The organism is Paraburkholderia sp. SECH2 (genome assembly GCF_030464795.1).
GTDB lineage: Bacteria > Pseudomonadota > Gammaproteobacteria > Burkholderiales > Burkholderiaceae > Paraburkholderia > Paraburkholderia aspalathi.
Window position 1 is genome coordinate 73,987 of sequence record NZ_JALPRH010000029.1, and the last position, 17,759, is coordinate 91,745.

Below are 17,759 nucleotides of genomic sequence, written 5' to 3' on the forward strand. Positions count from 1 at the left end.
CTTTCATTCCCGGCGTTCACTGATCGCGCGCGCTGGAATACCCAGCACCACCGCAAGACCGCCGAGTATGGAGACGAACGCAACCGCATAGAGGCCCACGGCGCTGCTACCGAAGTGCGTCGATGCGTAGCCGATCACCGAAGGAGCCGAAATCCCGCCGAACTGACCGAGGCTGCTAATGAGGCCGATGCCGCTTGCTGCGGCGGTGCTCGACAGGTACGCGGGTGGGATCGTCCAGAAAAGCGACAGCATGCCCAGATAGCCAGCCGTCGCGACGCAAAGCAGTGCTACCAGAATGCCTGCGTGATTGGCCGCCGCCGGCAAAAGCGCGACGCCCAGCGCGGCCATCAATGCGCTTGCCATGAAATGCCACCGCCGCTCCAGCATACGATCCGAGTTTCGACCGAGCAGATACATCGCGACTGCGCCGACCACATACGGAATCGCGGAAAGAAGCCCAATGTGCCAGTAGTTCGATACGCCGCTTTTCTGGATCACGCTCGGAGCCCAGATATGCACGACGATGCTCGCCCACGGTACGCTGAAGTATGCGAAGGTGAGGAAATAAAACTTCGGTTCCTTCAATGCGACCCAGATCGAACCATGAGCGCGTGCAGCCTTCGTTTGCGCGTCGCGGTTAAGCTCCGCGAGCAGGAGGGCTTTCTCGTCGTCCGTGAGCCAGGTCGCCTGCTCGGGGCGGTCCGTCAGATAGACATAGGCAAAGACACCGGCGATGACTGACGGGAATCCTTCGAGAAGGAACAGCCATTGCCAGCCGTTATAGCCGAGTAAGCCGGACATGCTATTGAGTATCCATCCCGACACAGGCCCGCTGATGATGCCGGATACGCAGATCGCCGTCATGAAGATTGACGTGACTCGTGCGCGGCGCGCGGCCGGAAACCAGTAGGTGAAGTAGAGAATCACGCCCGGGAAGAATCCTGCTTCCGCTGCGCCCAGCAGCACGCGCGCGATGTAGAACTGGGTCGGCGTATGCACGAACGCGGTGCCCGCCGAAACAATGCCCCATAGCGCCATGATCCGCATGAGCGTTTTTCTCACGCCGACTCGCGCGAGCCACAGGTTGCTCGGCACTTCAAAGAGCATGTACCCCACGTAGAAGAGCCCTACACCCAGACCGAATGCGGCGTCGGAAAGACCGATATCGCGCGAGAACTGCAGGTGGGCGAAGCCGATATTGGCGCGATCCAGATAAGCGAAGACGTAACAAACGAAGAGGAACGGCAGCAGCCGCCAGGTGACTTTCCGGTAGACGGCCTCTGCCTGCGGTTGCGCGACGGCGCTGACGTCGATTGGATTGGAACGGGCTGCGTGCATCATGTCTCCGGCTTGTATGGGCCGCAGGATCGTCGTGGCAAGTGTCCTGCGTTGGAATCCATTATCGGCGCCGAACGCTCGATGACAATCCGCCAATTCCATCCAGTGGAATTTATCGGGCCTTGGGATGAAATACGCTCCGTTCCACAGAGCGGAATTAACGGGGTGTCTTGGGCGGCAGGTGGGGCTAAGCTGCATTGGCAGATTGACCTTGTCAGTCGACTCCAATTCAACCATCGAGACACGCATGAGCACACCCACCATTCAAGTCACTATCGACTCGCAAGTCGCCATGATCGCGCTGAATCGTCCTGAAAAACGTAACGCCATCACCAACGAAATGCGTGCCGAACTGATCGAGGCGCTGGACACCGTTTCGCGCGACCGGGGGGTGCGCGCCGTAGTGTTGACCGGCAACGGCAAGGGGTTCTGCGCTGGCGGAGACGTCAGCGGTATGGCGCAGCGCATGGAAGCGCACGCCGGCGAGATTGCGTTCAATGGCTGGTCCCGCCAGCAACTCGTGCATCACACGGTTAATCTGCTCTACTCGATGCCCAAACCGACCATCGCTGCCGTCAACGGGGCGGCCGCGGGTCTCGGTGCCGATATGGCGCTCTCCTGCGACTTTATCCTCGCGTCCCAGGAAGCGAGCTTCACGTGGAGCTACATCAAACGCGGGCTGATTCCCGACGGTGGCGGCATGTACTTATTGCCGCGTCGAGTCGGCCTCGCGCGGGCGAAGGAACTGATCTTCAGCGGGCGCAAGGTAGATGCAAAGGAAGCGCTGGAAATTGGCATCGCGGATCGCCTGAGCGACCCGGAATCGCTCATCGCCGACGCCCATGCCTGGGCCGCCGAATTGAGCCAGGGTTCGGCCACCGCGCTTGCGCTTGGCAAGAGCATCCTCAACCAGAGCTACGAACTTTCTGCGCATCAGGTGTTTTCACAAGGTAGCCAGGCACAGGCCGTCTGCTACACAAGCAGTGAACATCGCGACTCGGTGCTCGCATTCCTGAACAAAACCAAGTGAGCACGAAGGAGATCGACGTGAATGCAATTTCAAAATTGATGCGCCCGGCGAGCGTAGCCGTAATCGGCGCATCGGCGGACGCAGCCAAGACTTCAGGGCGCCCGGTGGCTTACCTCCGGAAGCACAGCTTCGACGGCGACATCTACCCTGTCAATCCGCGTTACGACTCGATCGATGGCCTGCCCTGCTATCCCGATGTAGCGTCGTTGCCGCACGCACCGGATGTCGGCATCGTGCTGCTCGGCGCCGAGCGCGCCCACGTTGCGGTGCGGGATCTGGCAAACCGCGGGACAAGCGCTGCAATCGTGCTGGCGAGCGGCTATGCAGAAATTGGCGAGGAAGGCGCGAAGCGGCAGGCGCAATTGATCGAGGCAGCAGGGTCCATGCGCCTGCTTGGCCCGAATACGATCGGGCTCGTCAACCTCACCGATAGCATCACGCTGTCGGCAAGCGGGGCGCTGGAGACCGACACTTTTACAGTCGGCGGGATCGGCGTGGTGTCACAAAGCGGGGGGATCCTTGGCTCGCTGTTGTCGCGGGCGGCAGCAAGCGGTATTGGCCTGTCAAAGCTGGTGTCGACGAGCAACGAAGCAGATCTCGACATGGCAGACTTCGTCGACTATCTGGTTGACGATGATTCGACTTCCGTTGTCGCGCTCTACATGGAAGGGCTGCGTCATCCGGAACGATTCCGGCGTGCGGCGTTACGGGCGGCCGCCGCGGGCAAGCCGGTCGTCGTGTTCAAGATCGGACGCTCGGAATCAGGCGCACGATCGGCGGTCTCGCATACGGGCGCGCTGGCCGGTTCGGACCGCATGTATGACGCGCTTTTCAGCCAGGTCGGCGTCATTCGTGCTCAGAGGTTTTCCGATTTGCTCGACATCCCTCATGCGCTCGCTACGCGTCGCAAGCTCTCCGGGCGGCGGGTGGCGATTCTGACCTCGACCGGCGGTGCCGGCACGCTCGTCACCGACAGCCTCGGCATGGTGAACTTTGAGACCCCGCCTCCCGATGAAGCGACTGCTGCAAAGCTGCGCGCGCTCCAGACCGGCGATCATGCAGTGCTCGACCGCAATCCGATCGACGTGACGCTCGCGGGTCTGCAGCCGGCTCTGCTGCGCGGTGCGATCGGCACGCTACTCGACAGTCCGACTTACGACGCAGTCGTGGTTATCGTTGGATCGTCAGGCCTCGCGATGCCTGACCTGATGGCTAACGCGATCCGCGATTCGCTGCCCGGGAGTGACAAACCCGTGATGGCATTTGTGAGCCCTCACGCGCCGGAGATCACACGGTTGCTTAACGAGCAGGCAGTGCCGGCGTTCCCATCGCCCGAAAGCGTGACTAGCGCACTTGCGGCGATGTGGCAGCACGGCGAGTACATGCAACGCGCCGTGAATTTGGACAAACAACACTCCGAAGCAGACGTCAACGTGAGCGATCTACCCGCCGGATCACTAAACGAAGCGCAGGCGAAAGAGCTTTTTGCCCGCTTCGGTGTGACGGCGGTACGCGAGCGTGTCGTCACGAACGCGAATGAGGCCACGAGCGCCGCTCGCGAGCTGGGCGACAAAGTCGTGCTCAAACTGCTGTCGAACACGATCACCCACAAGAGCGATGTGGGTGGCGTCGCGGTTGGGGTCACAGCTGACAGCATCGGGGCGCGCCTGAACCGTATGCGGGACGACGTTGAAACCGCGACTGGCGTATCCGCGAATGCGTTTCTCGTTCAGGAAATGGTGGCCGGTGGAACGGAACTGATTCTCGGCCTTCATCGAGACCCGTTAGGCATAGCATTGCTGCTCGGCATGGGCGGCGTCACAGCGGAACTGTTCAAGGACACGACAATGCGCCTGCTCTCCACCGAAGTGCCGCTGTCGCGCGCAGACGCGCTCGCGATGATCCACGAACTGAAAACGTGGCCCCTGCTAGACGGGTATCGTGGACGGCCGCGCGCTGATATTGATGCCCTCGTAAGCGCAATCGTCGCCTTTGCGCGAATGGCGGTGCAGCTTGGCGGGCGTATTGTCGAAGCAGAAATCAATCCGATCTTCGTGCTGCCTGCGGGCCAAGGCGTACGGGCGGCTGACGGCGTTGCTGTACTCGCATCGGAGCCTCACGACGAATGACGAGGCTCTGGTCGCACTCGACGAAACATCCCCGTTCGCCGATCTTGCGCGTGCCGAGAGCGAGGTGGCAAATCCCACCCACATCGACCTCCCGATTGCCGATCGAAGGGCTCGGCGAGCGAACCATTTGCTACGTTCATTTCGACGAAGTGTGGTTCGCTCGCGTTTGAAAAGTAGGTGTGCGCGCCTACCGGTAACCAGGAAGCAAGAGCGTGAGAATGTGGCGTAGCAGAAACCTGATCTCGGCAACAGTCTGCAAGATAGCAATTCAAGAATTGCCTCAGCGCCTGGTGGATCATCGTTGTATCCCTTTCGGATACAACAGGATCGTCCTATCAGCGAAGCGGTGGAACATACCAAAATCGTAGCCAGTATCTGCGGATGATGAAATCGCGCTTCAGGTGCGCATTTCAGACGGTCTTGACTGCAGTAACGTACTAAGAAGCGGCAACCAACGGCTATGAAATGCTAAGGATCGACGAAGTCACGGATAGCGAAGGTTTCCCCGATCGATGCGATGTCGCGGTAATTGGCGGCGGCATTATTGGCGTCAGCACCGCGTATGAACTGGCGCGACGCGGCGTCCAGGTGGCTCTGCTGGAAAAGGGCGTCATCGGCTGCGAGCAGTCGGGGCGCAATTGGGGCTGGGTGCGTCAGCAGAACCGCGACCTCCATGAGTTGCCGCTCGCGATGCAGAGCCTCAAACGCTGGAGCGAACTAAGCGAAGAACTGGGCGAGGACATTGGGTTTCGTAAGGCAGGCATCCTGTACGGCACGGAGTATCAATCGGACATCGCGCAGTGGGAATCGTGGCTTGCACGCGCCCGGGAAGTCGGCTTTAACAGCGAGATCCTCAGTGCGCGCGAACTGGCAGCGCGCATTCCGTCCGGACGTGCGAAGTGGGCTGGAGGGCTGTGGTCTGGCACGGACGGCCGCGCCGAGCCGTCGAAAGCCGCGCCTGCGATTGCTCGCGGCGCGCAAGGTCTCGGCGCGATGGTGTATCAGAACTGCGCGGTACGAAGTCTCGACACGAGCGCTGGGCGTGTCTCTGGCATCTGGACGGAGCGCGGCCGGCTGGCAGCCGACACCGTCGTTCTCGCGGGAGGCGCCTGGAGCGCGTTGTTCTGCCAGCATCACGGCATCGATCTGCCCGCCATCAACGTGATGGGAACGGCGTTGCGAACCGCTGAGGCGCCGGGGGTCATTGAAGGCTGTTTCTCCGGGCCTAACTTCGCGCTGAGGAGGCGCTTGGACGGGGGCTACACCATCGCTGTTCCCGGCTACGGACGCGTGGAACTCGCGCCGCAAAACCTGCGGCATTCGGTGAAGTTCCGCACCATGTTCCGCAGCAAGCTGAAGAAAAAACTGAAGATTCGCGTCGGCGCCAGCTTCTTCCACGGACCGGAGGCAAGCGCAACCTGGCGCGACGATGAAGTCTCGCCGTTCGAAGAAACGCGGGTGCTGGATCCCCGGCCTGATACCGAATGGCTCGAACGTGCCCTGCAAAATGTGTCCAGCGTGTTTCCCGAGCTGGCGGGCTTGCGGATCGCTCATGCATGGGCGGGCGCGATCGACACGACGCCGGACCTCGTTCCCGTCATCTCGAAGGTTAATGCGAAACCCGGTCTTGTGATCGCATCCGGCTTCAGCGGACATGGCTTTGGACTAGGGCCAGGTGCAGGCATGCTCGCGAGCCGGCTGGTAATGGACGAGGCGCCGCAGTTCGACATTGAACCCTACAGACTGGCCCGCTTTTCCGACGGAACGAAACTGGGCAGCCCCGAAATGATGTGAGTCGACGCCGCGGGCGAGCCTATCGCGGCAGTCTGCCCCGGGAGATTGAACCTCCAGCACGATTCAACTGTATTGATTAGCGGCCGTTGCAGTTCGAAAAGCGGCCGGGTATCTAGATTGACCTCGTATGACGGAGAAGGGTCGCAGTACGCATTCGCTAGCGGTGGAGCCGATCATTCGCGAATGCCAACCTTCGAATGTCAGGAAAAGGATCCGTAGCGGCCAGACCGACGTCGATCCTCGAATGACGGCCAAGGCCGAACTTCAGCCGTCTGGACTACCAGTCAATGCGGTGCTTTTCATCTGTTTCGCGATGACGACGATCGTCGTCCACGTGAAGATACTGACTGGTGGTCGTGAGCGACGCATGCCCGAGGAGAACTGGTCGCGACGCTGTGGGGGAAGTCCACCACATCGGCGCAGGCGGCGCTCGAGGCTCTGCGGATTGACGCCGAGGCAGAGAAGGCCAGCGCGTGCAACGAGGCAGCATCACTGCAGGCTGAGCTTGTGCGGACCGAAACGGCGCTCGAGCAGCGCACCGGCGCGTTGCTGGCGGCACAGGTGCGCATTCAGGAGCTTGAACAGGCGCAGGCCGCCGGGGAGGCGATGCGTCAGGCGCTTGAGGCTGAAGTCGCGCGACAGCAGGACGAGATCGGTGCGCGTGACCGGGCACTGGTGCAGGCGAGGGCCGATTTTTCGGGCGAACTCGACAAACTGCGGAGCAGCGCCGAACTCGCGGAAGGGCGTTTACGGGCAGCCGAGAAGCGGGCGCTCCTTGAGATCGAGCGTGAGCGGGGCGTGAGCGCGCGGTTCCAGAAGGAGCTTGAAGCGGCCGCGCGCAGGGCGGAGCAGGGCGAGGCCCGGCACCGGGAGGAAATCCGGGCGCTGCAGGTTCAGCTTGGCGACGCGCGTCATCGCGCAGGCGTCGTGGAGGGAAATCTGGAAGCGCTTCGCAGCTCGAATGTGGCATACGTCAGGGAACTCGACGCGCTGAGATCGCAACTCGCGACCACCGTCGCAAACCAGGCGGCGACGCGGAAGCGCCCGCTATCCTCTCTCGAGACCACCAAGCCTCGCCGCGCTGCACCTAAGGTCGCGACGAGGAAGCGATCGCCATCCTGATTTTTTGCAGTTTTCTTCGGCAACTTGATGAATAACAAGAGTGAGACCGCTAGTACATGGCGCTTACGACGGCCGAACTGTCGCCAGGCGCGTGCCAGCGAACGGATCCCGACTCCAGTCAATCGCCGGACGTCCGCGGCTAGTCGATGTAGACGACTTCTCGACAGCAAAGTGTGCCAGTGACTGCCCGGCGCTTGTGGCTTGCCTAAGCCACTGAGGCATATCCCCCTTGCCATCCCAAGTGTCGCCGAAAGCACTGCGGTAACGTGCCGACTTTCGGTGCGCTCTTTCTTCGGCGATGGCCAACGCGACGTCGCCGACCTTGATGCCAACCTTAGCCATCTTGCGACGAAGGTATGCAATCATACTTTGGCGTTTTTGCTCATCCATGTCTGTTTCCCCTTCGAAATTCCAGCCTCGTAGCGGCCTCGTGTCGTCTCGACGACGCGCGCTGCCACCAGATGATTTGGACATGCGAAGTATCCTGTTGAGAAAAGCTGCCGTCGATGTGCGATTCCTGAAAACACTGTTGCAGACAGAGTGGCAAAACCGGCTGGCTCGTTCGTCTCAACCAGTTTGATGATGAAGCGTACCGAGACCGCGGCATCTGTGCCGGTGGATGTAACTCGTTGCTGCTGGTGCTACTGATGGGCCTTTCGACTGCGTTGTTACGCGGTGTCTACTCTCGATGTCTCGTCCACAATGAGAAGCAGTCGTCACCCTTCTAGGGGCGCAGGCTTTGTCGCGACAGTCGCGCGGCGATGATGCCGCCAATCGCGCCACCAAGATGGCTTGGCCATGATACGCCCGGGTAGAGGGGCAGCGCGCCGAGCAGCATACTCAGTCCGTAGCTACTGGCCACGAATAGGGCGACGAGAATCGAGATGATGCTGCGCGTGTAAACACCGCGTGCGACGAGATACCCTGCGTATCCGAACACCACGCCGCTCGCGCCGATGTGCACAGAATAGGGCGCGCCCAGCAGCCATGCACACAATCCCGCGCCGAGGATGGCGCCGGCGGTCGCCTGCCAGAAATTCGCAATGCGCGGCCACATCGTGAGCCAGCCGAGCACCAGCAGCCCGCCTGTGTTGGCGGTGATGTGCCACAGCCCGGCGTGCAGCCACGGCGCAAACAGGATGCCCTGCAGGCCGCTTAGCGTGCGCGGGACAACGCCATGCCGATTCAGATGCAGGAAAGGCATCGAAACCGACAGGAAGAACGTCGCCCAAATGGAGCCAACAAAGACGGCGAGCAGCACGACCCGGGCCTTGAGCTGGTCGACGAATGAACCAGCGGCTCGCGATGGGGCGAATGAAACACCGGGTTGCGACATGTCCGATTCTCCAAAGATTTCGGCTCAGCCTCATTTGGTAAAGGACTACCGCGGAACTCGGAGGAAAGCCTACGTCTGATCGATACACTGTTAAAAGGCCAGTTCCTCACGGCGGCCGGCCAGCTTCGTGAGCCACTCTCGCTTTTCGGCATCGTAGGTATAAAGGTTGTAGACCCCCACGATACCCGGCTTGATGCGTCCAATTATCTCTTCAGCGACCTCGTTTGCGCATCCCATCGCGCCGAGCATCGTGCGCGCGGTACGGCGAAGATCGTGTGGCGTCCATCCCGTCACAGGGATTGGACGATCAATCACCAGCTTGTTGTTTCCCTTCCAGTAGGGTTGGCAGCGGGCAATGATCTGCCGGACACTCGCCTGAGTAATGCATTTGCGTGACTTGGCTGGGCGGCGTCCCGGTTTCGGCGCAGTGTAAGGAAATAAATAGCTGGCGCCGTAAATCGCTCATCGCCTCCGGACGATCAGCTCAGCCCGACCGACGAGCGGTACGCGATGCGCAGTCGCACGTTCTATGCGCTTGTTTTTCGTAGCAGTGATCTCGGGGCCAGTCAGTCACCGAACGGTATATGCACTGAGACCATGTTTGGCGCCCAGTACGGCGACGTGCCTCCTGGCCCGGCGTCGCGCGAGGGCGGGATCTTCGCCAGTATCACGGATGCCCCGTTTTGTCTCCCACTGAACGACTGCGGCGGCGAGAGGCATTGCTGGCCAATCCCCGAGCTTGATTTGTCGCATGTTACCGTCGAGAGGCGATCGGTATCGGTACGTCCAAGTGCGTCGCGTCGCCGTAGCTTCGAGTCGTAGGCCGGGGAAGTCGTCGAACGCTATGTGTTGTTGCGGCTGGAGGAGCTTGGCCCGTCTGGCGTCGAACTTCATCTTCGGTCTGATGTCGGTTTTCGGACTACTTTCAGTTGCAAAAAAACCTACGCTAAACGTTTCGCTGGCCGCGAAGTTTTGCAACGCGATAGCGCACGTCGCCACTACGTTGATTGATCCGATTTTTGTCATAAGCGATTGTTTTTAAAGTTGTTTTTGTGGTGTCTGTGTGTTTCGATATATATCTGCAATCGCACCCTCAAACCGATCTAACAATTCTTAAACGATTTATTTTGAGACTGTTCCTATACTGACTCGCAAATTGTCAAATCGCTGTTTCCTGAACGCCGGGGGCACAGCCCGATAGGACAAAAGGCAGACGGGGCCAATCACCGTGCGAGCGAGACCAACTGACTCGAATAACGACCCATCGAGGTCGATTTCAATAACAGGCAGAACCTGAGAGACGTCGGGGAAAATCCCATAGAGCGGCCCGCAGTGGCCGAGCCGGGCCGGATAGCTGCATAAGCGCATAAGTGCATCCGGGAAAAAGAACGGCCGTTTTCGATTATGATGATCTGCCCCTTCGGTAATCAGCGCGTTAAAGCCAAAAAATGCGCGCTAATTTCGAGACAGTGGGCGGCAGAGCTGAACAGGGCGCGAGGCAAAGGACCGTTAATCGAAAAAGAGTGCAGCCGAAGATGAAAACAGGAAGCTGGATCGTCGGTGTTCGCACCGCCATCCCGGCCATCTGCCGGCTCACCGGCCAACAGTTACGAAGGACGATGTCGCGTTGCGGGGTTTTATGAGAATTGCAGTCCTGGATGACGATTCGGCTCAAGCCGATCTAGTTTGCCAAACGCTGTCGGCGGCCGGCCACGTCTGTCATGCTTTCGGCGCGGGCCGTGAACTGGTACGGCAACTGCGGCGCCAGACCTTCGACCTGCTCGTGCTCGACTGGAACGTGCCCGACATGTCGGGCGAAGAGGTGCTGCGCTGGGTGCGCGAAAGCCTCTCCGAGCGCTTGCCGGTCCTGTTCATGACAAGCCGCGGCCGCGAAACTGATATCACCTCGATCCTCAACACCGGCGCGGACGATTACGTCGTCAAGCCGGTCTCTGCGGCGGTCCTGCTGGCGCGCGTCGGCTCCTTGCTGCGCCGGGCGTATCACCTGAAGCCGGCTGCGGCGAAAGAAGTTTTCGGCGAATTCGAATTCGATCTGGGCGCGAAGCACGTAGTGGTGCGCGGCGCGACCGTCGCCGTGACGCAGAAGGAGTTCGAGCTCGCGCTGCTGTTGTTCCAGCATCTGAGCCGGCCGCTCTCGCGCGCGCACATTCTCGATGTGATCTGGAAGCAGGCGACGGACATTCCGTCGCGCACGATGGACACGCACGTGTCGATGCTGCGCAGCAAGCTCGGCTTGCGCCCGGAGCATGGCTATCGTCTGACGCCGATCTACGGCTATGGGTACCGGCTCGAACGGATCGAATCCGGCTCGCCGCCCGCGGCGACCGAAGAACGCCCCGAAGCGGGGGATGCGTGACGGTTGCTTTCGATGGGGTAGTGTCCGGCCGTGCAGGTTCAGCGGGCTGGCGCGCCGGCGCGATGCTGGCCGCCGGTCTGATTGCAATGACGTGCTTCGCGCCGGTGTCGGCGGATGCGCAATCGTCGCGCGCGCCGAAGCCACGAAGCAAAACGACCGCGCCCGTCTATGTGTCCTACGTGACTCACGATGGCGACACGTTGTACGAAATCGCCGGCCGCTATCTGCGCGACTCCGGCGATTGGGCCATGTTGAGCCGTCTGAATCATGTGCCCGCGCCACGCCGCATGCCGGCCGGGATCACGCTGCGTCTGCCGGCCGACAGGCTCAAACAGGACCCCGAGTCGGCGCGCGTGATCGCGACGAGCGGTCCGGTGGAGCACGCTTTCGGCAAGAATCCTTTTACGCCGCTCACTGCGGGCACGACGCTCGGCGAGGGCGACCGCATTCGCACCGGCCATAACGGCTTTGTCACGCTGGAGTTGCCGGACGGCTCGCACATCACGGTGTCGCAGGACGGTGTGCTCGATATCGGCACGCTGCGGCGTACCGTGTTGACTGGCTCGGGCGATCGCGTACTCGATCTGCGGCATGGCGAAGTCGAAAGCCAGGTCACGCATGCCACCAAAAAGGACGACCGCTTCCAGATCCGCTCGCCATCGGTTGTAGCGGGCGTGCGCGGCACGCGCTTCAAGGTCGCCTACGACGGCGACGCCCAAACGACGGCGGTGGAAGTGCTGGACGGAGCGGTCGGCGTCGACCCGGCGGCCGTCAATGGCCGGATCGCCGCGCCTCCACCCGGCGTACCGCTGCAGGCGTCGGCGCAACTCGTCAAGGCGCGCTTTGGCAGTGTCACGCGGGCCGGCGGCGCGATCGGCGGTCCGGTGGAATTGCTGGCCGCGCCGTCGCTTACCGACCCGGCCAAAGTGCAGGACAGCAAAACCGTCGCGTTCGACCTCGTCCCCGCTGAGCGCGCCGTGGCCTATCGCGTCCAGATTGCGCGCGATGCCGATCAGCTCGACCTGATCCGCGATCTGCGCGTGAACGCGCCGCATGCCGACTTCGGCGATCTGGCCGACGGTACATATTTCGTGCGCATTGCCGCGGTCGACTCGAACGGCCTCGAAGGCCTGCCGCAGGTTTACGGTTTCGAGCGGCGCCAACTGGGTCTGAATGCGTCGGCGGGCCCACGCGCCGGCAGTCGCGATTACGAGTTCCGCTGGTTCGTCAGCCGCTCCACGGTCGAGACGCGTTTTCGCTTTGTGCTGGCCACGACTGCCGACCTGCGTCACCCGCTTGTCGACAAGACCGATCTGACGGGCGGCCAGATCGTGGTGAGCGATCTGCCGGGCGGCGTCTACTACTGGACGATCGTCGCCGAGCAGTTCGAAAACGGCCGCTTCTACGAGAAGAGCAGCGCGGTCCGCTCGTTTACGCTTGCACGCTGACGCTGGTAGATTCACGGGGCCGGGTCGACAACCGACCCGTTCCTTAGCTCTCAACCACGCCACGCCTTGCCGACCACACACACGCGCCTGAGCCTCGACCCGCGCGCCCGTCTCGGACGGCGCGCCGGCCGCCGCTTCCTGCTCGAGTGGGTGGCGATCGGCTGCCTGGGCATTGTGGTGATTCTGCTCAGTTCGCTCGGCCGGCTGACCGCCGGCGTCGATCATCTGGTCTACGACCGCTTTCTGAGTCTGCGCGCGCAACCGTTGCTGCGCGATATCGTAGTGCTCGAAATCGACAACGCCAGCATTGCGCAGCTTGGCCGCTGGCCATGGCCGCGCAGCGTCCACGCGAGGCTGCTCGAACAGATTGCGAAGGCGAAGCCCGCCGCGGTGATCTACGACGTGCTGTTTACAGAAGCCAATGCTGAAGACGCCGAGCTCGCGCGCGCGGTCGCCCTGAGTCCCACCTATCTGCCGATGCTGTTGACGCCGCCGGACAGCGCCGGTCAGCGCGTCGCGGTCGAGCCGGTGGCGCCGCTCGCGCATGCGGCAGCGGGGCTTGGGCATATCAACCTTGAAGTCGATAGCGACGGCATTGTGCGCAGCGTCGCGCGGTTCGAGGGCGACGCAAATTCGCGCTGGCCGCAATTGATGGTGCCGGTCGCACAGGCCGTCGAGCGTGGCGCTCTGCAATTGAACGAGCGGCCGCCCCGGCCGTCTTCCGGCGAGGCGGCGGCCCAATCAGATGACCATGACGAAGGCGAGGGCCGCTTCCTGATTCCTTTCGGTCCGAACGCGCAGAGCTACGCGAAGCTGAGTTTCGCCGATGTGCTCGCCGGCAACGTCGCCGCGGACAAGCTGCGCGGACGCATCGTGCTGATCGGCGTGACCGCGTCCGGCTTGTACGACCGTTTTGCCACACCGGTGTCGGGTGAGCTGGGGCCGCTGCCCGGTGTCTATATCCACGCGAACGTGCTCGATACGCTGCTGACCGGTCGCGAGCTCGAACCCGCCAGGCCGTGGGTGCTGTTCGTGGTGTCGCTGGTGCCGCTCGCCGCGCTGCTCGCAGGCTTTCTGGTGCTTTCGCCGCGACGGTCGTTGCTGCTGACCGTCGCGTTGGGCGCGCTTGCCACCGTCGGCAGCGCGGCGCTGCTGTACGGCGCGCGGCTGTGGATGTCGCCGGTGCCGGCGATCGCCGGATTGATCGTGGTGTATCCGATCTGGAACTGGCGGCGCCTCGAAATGACGATGGCTTATCTGCGCGAAGAGCTGCAGCGCCTCGCCGACGAACCGCACCTCCTGCCGGAAACGCCACAGCGCCGCCGCGAGTTCGGCGGCGACGTGCTGGAGCAGCATATGGCGCTGATGGCGCAGGCTGCGCAGCGCGTGCAGGACATGAAGCGTTTCGTATGGGACAGCCTCGACAGCATGCCCGAGCCGATCCTCGTGAGCGACGTGGAAGGCATCGTGCTGATTGCGAACCATGCCGCCAAGGCGCATTTCGCGCGGCTTGGCGCGCCGCTGCCGGAAGGCCGGCCGATGCGGGCGGTGTTGGGCGGACTGACGCTGGTCAAGACCATCGACAGTGGCGCAGCGTCGGACGCCGAAAACAATCTCCTCGCCCATGCTCAGTGGCCGGCGCTGCTCGATCCCGCGCGCAGCGAGTTCGCCGAGCTGATGGCGCAAGGCGTCGAGGTGCGCGACGCCGACGAGCGCGACCATCTGCTGCGCTATGCGAATTGCACGAACGAACAAGGTGAGACAACGGGCTGGATCGCGGGCCTCGTCGACGTATCGGCCTTGCACGCCGCCGAGCGTCAACGCGAAGACGCGTTGCGGCTGCTGTCGCACGATATGCGTTCGCCACAGGCTTCGATTCTTGCGCTGGTGGAGATCGAGCGGGCGCGCAGCGAGCCGGTGCTCGCGCGTGGCCTGCTGGAACGCATCGAGCGTTATGCGCAACGCGCGCTGACGCTCGCCGACGATTTCGTGCAACTCGCGCGCGCCGAATCGCAAACCTATGTGCTCGAACCGGTGAGCATGACCGAGCTATTGATCGACGCCAGCGACGAAGTCTGGCCACAGGCCCACGCCAAGCGCATCACGCTGCAAACCGATACGGCCGACGGAACCGATGCCGACGACGGCCACTGGATCTGCGCCGACCGGTCGCTGATGACGCGCGCGCTCGTCAACATTCTGAACAATGCGGTCAAGTACAGTCCGCCGGATACGCAGATCACGTGCAGCCTGAAGAGCCTCGGCGGTCCCAGCGCTCCACGCGGCCTTGCGCAAATGGCCGCGCCCGCTGCGGCAAAACGTGTATCGTGCACGATTCGCGACGAAGGCTATGGGATTCCCGAGGAGCAGCAGGCGGGCCTGTTCGAGCGCTTCCGGCGCTTTCACGAGACGGAGCGGCCGGAAGTGGGCGGCGCCGGATTGGGTATGGCATTCGTCAAGACGGTCGTGACGCGCCATGGCGGCGATGTCGAGGTGGTCAGCGCGCCAGGCAAGGGGACTGCATTTACGATTTCCCTGCCGGCACTCGACGAAGCGCAAGCCGACGTGTCCACAACGCCACGCTTATGACTATGAACACTCATCTTATCGAAGCGAGAAGCCGGTGAAAGCGATATTGATCTGTGCCGCGCTCGCCGCGGCGAGTCTGACCGGATGCGCGGGTTTGAACGCCGACGTGCACACGGCGAATCCTTCGGCCGTGCTGCAGGGCGAGCGCACCTATACGATTGCGCGCATGCCGTCGCAGGATTCCAGTGCGGATCATCCGCAATTTGAAACCATGCTGCGCGATGAGCTGGCGAAGAACGGCTTCACCGATTCGGCGGCCAAGTCTGCGCACTATTTACTGTCGATTGCGTATGACACGCGGCCGGCCGCGATCGGCGTGGGCGCGACTGACTGCGCGCCCGGTGCGTGCGAACGCTCGCCCGAACCGCCGTTTTCGCTATTCGGCGGACGCGCTTATCAGCACGCGCTGACGCTGCGGTTCTTCGAGCAGTCGAGCGGACAGGAAGTCTACAAGGTGAGTGCGGCCAGCAGCGATCGAGATCCCGACCCGTTGCATGCGATGCCGGTGCTCGTGAAAAGCGCGCTGGCAAAATTTCCGTTCGATGCGCCGCCGGACTGGCGCGTGAAACTGCGGGCCGATCAGGCGGGCGGCGTGCCGGCTGTGGTTTCGCTCAAGCCTCTCCAGCCATAGCAGTCAGACTTCTGCGCCCGCATTTACTCCGGCGCTTTGTCGTCTTCCGGCCAGCGATTTTCGAAAACGCACTCGGCAAGCGGCATGCGGCTCGCCCAACGCTCGGTTTCCAGCATCGGCTCGCTGTAGAACTGATCGACGTGGCCGAGACACAGAATCGCCACCGGCCGTGCGCCCTCGGGCATATGTAGCAGCGTGCGCACCGTGTCGACGTCGAATAGCGACACCCAGCCCATTCCCAGACCTTCCGCGCGCGCGGCCAGCCACATGTTCTGGATCGCGCACGCTACGGAAGCCAGATCCATTTCCGGCAAGGTGCGGCGTCCGAAGATGTGACGCTCGCGGCCGTCCATCAGCGCCATCACCAGCAGTTCGCCGCATTCCAGCATGCCTTCCACTTTCAGCTTCATGAACTCTTCGCGACGCTTGCCGAGTGCATCGGCAGTGGCGAGGCGTTCGCTTTCGACGGTTGCGTGCAGCGCGCTGCGCAAGGCCGCGTCGGTAATGCGCGCGATGCGCCACGGCTGCATGAAGCCGACGCTCGGTGCGTGATGCGCTGCATCGAGCAGACGTTGCAATACGGCAGGCTCAACCGGGTCGCGCACGAAATGGCGCATGTCGCGCCGCTCGTAAATCGCGCGGTAGACGGCTTCGCGCTCGGAATCGTTAAAAGGCTTCGCCATGGAACAGGGCGGCCGTGAAGGCCGGGTTGGAGGGCCAATAAGCATGCATATAGGTTGCCACGATCGAGCCTGCGCGGAACACGGCCTCGCCGGGGGCATCGAGATTTGGCCGGGTGGCTGTACGCAGCGGCGTGAGCGGCGTCGTCAGCTTCGAGTAGTGAAACGTGTGGCCGGTCATTGAACCGTGCAGACTGTCGATCTGTTGCATGCCGAGCGCGGTGAAGCGCTTTTGCATTGTTGCATGGCCGGGCAGGAGGCCTAGCATCGGCGTTGTGGTGCCGCCCGTGTCGGTCAGCTCATCGAGCAGGTAGAGCATACCGCCGCATTCGGCAACGACCGGTTTGCCTGCTGCAGCGTGTGCGCGGATCGTTGCGGCACTGCGTGTGTTGCCAGCGAGCAATTCAGCATGCAGTTCGGGATAGCCGCCTGGCAGGTACAGGGCGTCGGCGTGCTCCGGCAACGCTTCGTCGGCGAGCGGTGAGAAGTAGTCGATGCGCGCGCCGAGTGTCTCCAGCAGCGTGACGTTGGCCGGATAGATGAACGAGAACGCGGCATCGCGCGCAATGGCGATGCGCTTGCCTTCCAGAAGACGCGGCGGCGCTTCTTCTATCGGCGTGCCGAATTCGACCGGCGGCGGCAATTCGGCCAGCGCGGTTTGCGCGAGCGCATCGGCGGCACGATCCAGACGCGCGTCCAGATCGTCGATTTCCGCCGCCTGATGCAGGCCGAGATGGCGATCGGGCAGTTCGATTTCGTCGTTGCCGCTGATGTGTCCGCACCAGCGCAGGTCTGGCGGCAAAGCCTCTTCGAGCATCTGCGCGTGCCTTGGCGAGCCGACGCGATTGGCGAGCACGCCGTAAAACGGTACCTCCGGCTTGAATTGCGCAAGGCCGAAAGCGACCGCGCCGAAGGTCTGCGCCATCGCTTTCGCCGAAATCACCGCGAGCACCGGCACGCCGAATGTGGTTGCCAGATCCGCGCTGCTCGGTGTGCCGTCGAACAGACCCATCACGCCTTCGATCAGGATCAGATCCGCTTCGGCCGCCGCCTGCGCGAGCAGGTTGCGACAGGCGGTTTCGCCCACCATCCACAGATCGAGCGACAGGACCGGCGTGCCGCTGGCACGCGCGAGGATCATCGGGTCGAGAAAGTCGGGGCCGGTTTTGAATACGCGCACGCGTCGCCCCAGCCGCCGATGGTAGCGCGCGAGACCCGCGGTAATCGTGGTCTTGCCTTGGCCCGACGCGGGAGCGCTAATGAACAGGGCGGGGCAAGCGGACAT

The 17,759-nt window shown here is 62.5% G+C and carries 15 protein-coding genes; 8 read left to right on the forward strand and 7 right to left on the reverse strand.

Going from position 1 to position 17,759, the window contains the following annotated elements; translation table 11 throughout:
- Nucleotides 1–3 precede the first annotated feature (3 nt).
- Entirely contained in the window at nt 4–1,338 is a 1,335-nt protein-coding gene (locus tag M0D66_RS32495; RefSeq protein WP_211708561.1) for an MFS transporter, read from the reverse strand.
- Between the two features lie 247 nt (nt 1,339–1,585).
- On the opposite strand from M0D66_RS32495, the gene M0D66_RS32500 reads away from it, so the two are divergent.
- The 4 genes from M0D66_RS32500 to M0D66_RS32515 all read left to right on the forward strand — a co-directional run bounded on the left by M0D66_RS32500 (nt 1,586) and on the right by M0D66_RS32515 (nt 7,413).
- Complete coding sequence (locus M0D66_RS32500) at nt 1,586–2,368, forward strand: enoyl-CoA hydratase/isomerase family protein (protein WP_200654911.1); 783 nt, start codon at nt 1,586–1,588, stop codon at nt 2,366–2,368.
- 17 nt (nt 2,369–2,385) lie between these two features.
- Nucleotides 2,386–4,497 (forward strand): acetate--CoA ligase family protein, encoded by a 2,112-nt coding sequence (locus M0D66_RS32505; RefSeq protein WP_208620701.1) that lies wholly within the window; start codon nt 2,386–2,388, stop codon nt 4,495–4,497.
- Between the two features lie 465 nt (nt 4,498–4,962).
- Nucleotides 4,963–6,291, forward strand: coding sequence for an FAD-binding oxidoreductase (locus M0D66_RS32510; protein WP_093638758.1), 1,329 nt, complete (start codon nt 4,963–4,965; stop codon nt 6,289–6,291).
- A 507-nt stretch (nt 6,292–6,798) separates the two neighbouring features.
- Nucleotides 6,799–7,413, forward strand: a complete 615-nt coding sequence (locus M0D66_RS32515; protein ID WP_211708554.1) for a hypothetical protein — start codon at nt 6,799–6,801, stop codon at nt 7,411–7,413.
- Nucleotides 7,414–7,476: 63 nt separating this feature from the next.
- Here the strand turns inward: M0D66_RS32515 and M0D66_RS32520 are convergent, their stop codons facing one another.
- From M0D66_RS32520 to M0D66_RS38000, 4 genes are all read right to left on the reverse strand, one after another.
- Nucleotides 7,477–7,803 (reverse strand): H-NS family nucleoid-associated regulatory protein, encoded by a 327-nt coding sequence (locus tag M0D66_RS32520; RefSeq protein WP_200619255.1) that lies wholly within the window; start codon nt 7,801–7,803, stop codon nt 7,477–7,479.
- 334 nt (nt 7,804–8,137) lie between these two features.
- Entirely contained in the window at nt 8,138–8,749 is a 612-nt protein-coding gene (locus M0D66_RS32525; protein ID WP_093638770.1) for a rhomboid family intramembrane serine protease, read from the reverse strand.
- Between the two features lie 90 nt (nt 8,750–8,839).
- The gene (locus M0D66_RS37995) at nt 8,840–9,064 is read right to left on the reverse strand and encodes a hypothetical protein (RefSeq protein ID WP_307857214.1); all 225 of its coding nucleotides are present in this window, start codon (nt 9,062–9,064) and stop codon (nt 8,840–8,842) included.
- Nucleotides 9,065–9,319: 255 nt separating this feature from the next.
- On the reverse strand, nt 9,320–9,775 hold the full coding sequence (locus M0D66_RS38000) for an Arm DNA-binding domain-containing protein (RefSeq protein WP_307857216.1): 456 nt from the start codon (nt 9,773–9,775) through the stop codon (nt 9,320–9,322).
- Between the two features lie 613 nt (nt 9,776–10,388).
- Here M0D66_RS38000 and M0D66_RS32535 point away from each other — a divergent pair.
- From M0D66_RS32535 to M0D66_RS32550, 4 genes are all read left to right on the forward strand, one after another.
- Nucleotides 10,389–11,126 carry a response regulator transcription factor gene (locus tag M0D66_RS32535; RefSeq protein WP_093638774.1) on the forward strand — a complete coding sequence of 246 codons (738 nt, stop codon included), beginning with the start codon at nt 10,389–10,391 and terminating at the stop codon, nt 11,124–11,126.
- 62 nt (nt 11,127–11,188) lie between these two features.
- Entirely contained in the window at nt 11,189–12,574 is a 1,386-nt protein-coding gene (locus M0D66_RS32540; protein ID WP_211708562.1) for a FecR domain-containing protein, read from the forward strand.
- Between the two features lie 66 nt (nt 12,575–12,640).
- Entirely contained in the window at nt 12,641–15,163 is a 2,523-nt protein-coding gene (locus M0D66_RS32545) for a CHASE2 domain-containing protein (RefSeq protein ID WP_256458025.1), read from the forward strand.
- 34 nt (nt 15,164–15,197) lie between these two features.
- Nucleotides 15,198–15,794, forward strand: coding sequence for a DUF4136 domain-containing protein (locus tag M0D66_RS32550; protein ID WP_244869920.1), 597 nt, complete (start codon nt 15,198–15,200; stop codon nt 15,792–15,794).
- Nucleotides 15,795–15,817: 23 nt separating this feature from the next.
- On the opposite strand, the gene bluB is transcribed toward M0D66_RS32550, so the two are convergent.
- Both bluB and M0D66_RS32560 read right to left on the reverse strand, forming a co-directional pair.
- Nucleotides 15,818–16,477 (reverse strand): 5,6-dimethylbenzimidazole synthase, encoded by a 660-nt coding sequence (bluB, locus tag M0D66_RS32555; protein WP_093638785.1) that lies wholly within the window; start codon nt 16,475–16,477, stop codon nt 15,818–15,820.
- On the reverse strand, nt 16,461–17,759 hold the full coding sequence (locus M0D66_RS32560; RefSeq protein WP_211708557.1) for a cobyrinate a,c-diamide synthase: 1,299 nt from the start codon (nt 17,757–17,759) through the stop codon (nt 16,461–16,463). Before M0D66_RS32560 ends, bluB begins: the two co-directional genes overlap by 17 nt.

Bases quoted from the DNA above. Each gene is read 5' to 3' on its own strand.
- M0D66_RS32495 (WP_211708561.1), bottom strand. From the start codon at position 1,338: ATGCACGCAGCCCGTTCCAATCCAATCGACGTCAGCGCCGTCGCGCAA.
- M0D66_RS32500 (WP_200654911.1), top strand. From the start codon at position 1,586: ATGAGCACACCCACCATTCAAGTCACTATCGACTCGCAAGTCGCCATG.
- M0D66_RS32510 (WP_093638758.1), top strand. From the start codon at position 4,963: ATGCTAAGGATCGACGAAGTCACGGATAGCGAAGGTTTCCCCGATCGA.
- M0D66_RS32520 (WP_200619255.1), bottom strand. From the start codon at position 7,803: ATGGATGAGCAAAAACGCCAAAGTATGATTGCATACCTTCGTCGCAAG.
- M0D66_RS32525 (WP_093638770.1), bottom strand. From the start codon at position 8,749: ATGTCGCAACCCGGTGTTTCATTCGCCCCATCGCGAGCCGCTGGTTCA.
- M0D66_RS38000 (WP_307857216.1), bottom strand. From the start codon at position 9,775: ATGACAAAAATCGGATCAATCAACGTAGTGGCGACGTGCGCTATCGCG.
- M0D66_RS32535 (WP_093638774.1), top strand. From the start codon at position 10,389: ATGAGAATTGCAGTCCTGGATGACGATTCGGCTCAAGCCGATCTAGTT.
- M0D66_RS32540 (WP_211708562.1), top strand. From the start codon at position 11,189: ATGCTGGCCGCCGGTCTGATTGCAATGACGTGCTTCGCGCCGGTGTCG.
- bluB (WP_093638785.1), bottom strand. From the start codon at position 16,477: ATGGCGAAGCCTTTTAACGATTCCGAGCGCGAAGCCGTCTACCGCGCG.
- M0D66_RS32560 (WP_211708557.1), bottom strand. From the start codon at position 17,759: ATGTCCGCTTGCCCCGCCCTGTTCATTAGCGCTCCCGCGTCGGGCCAA.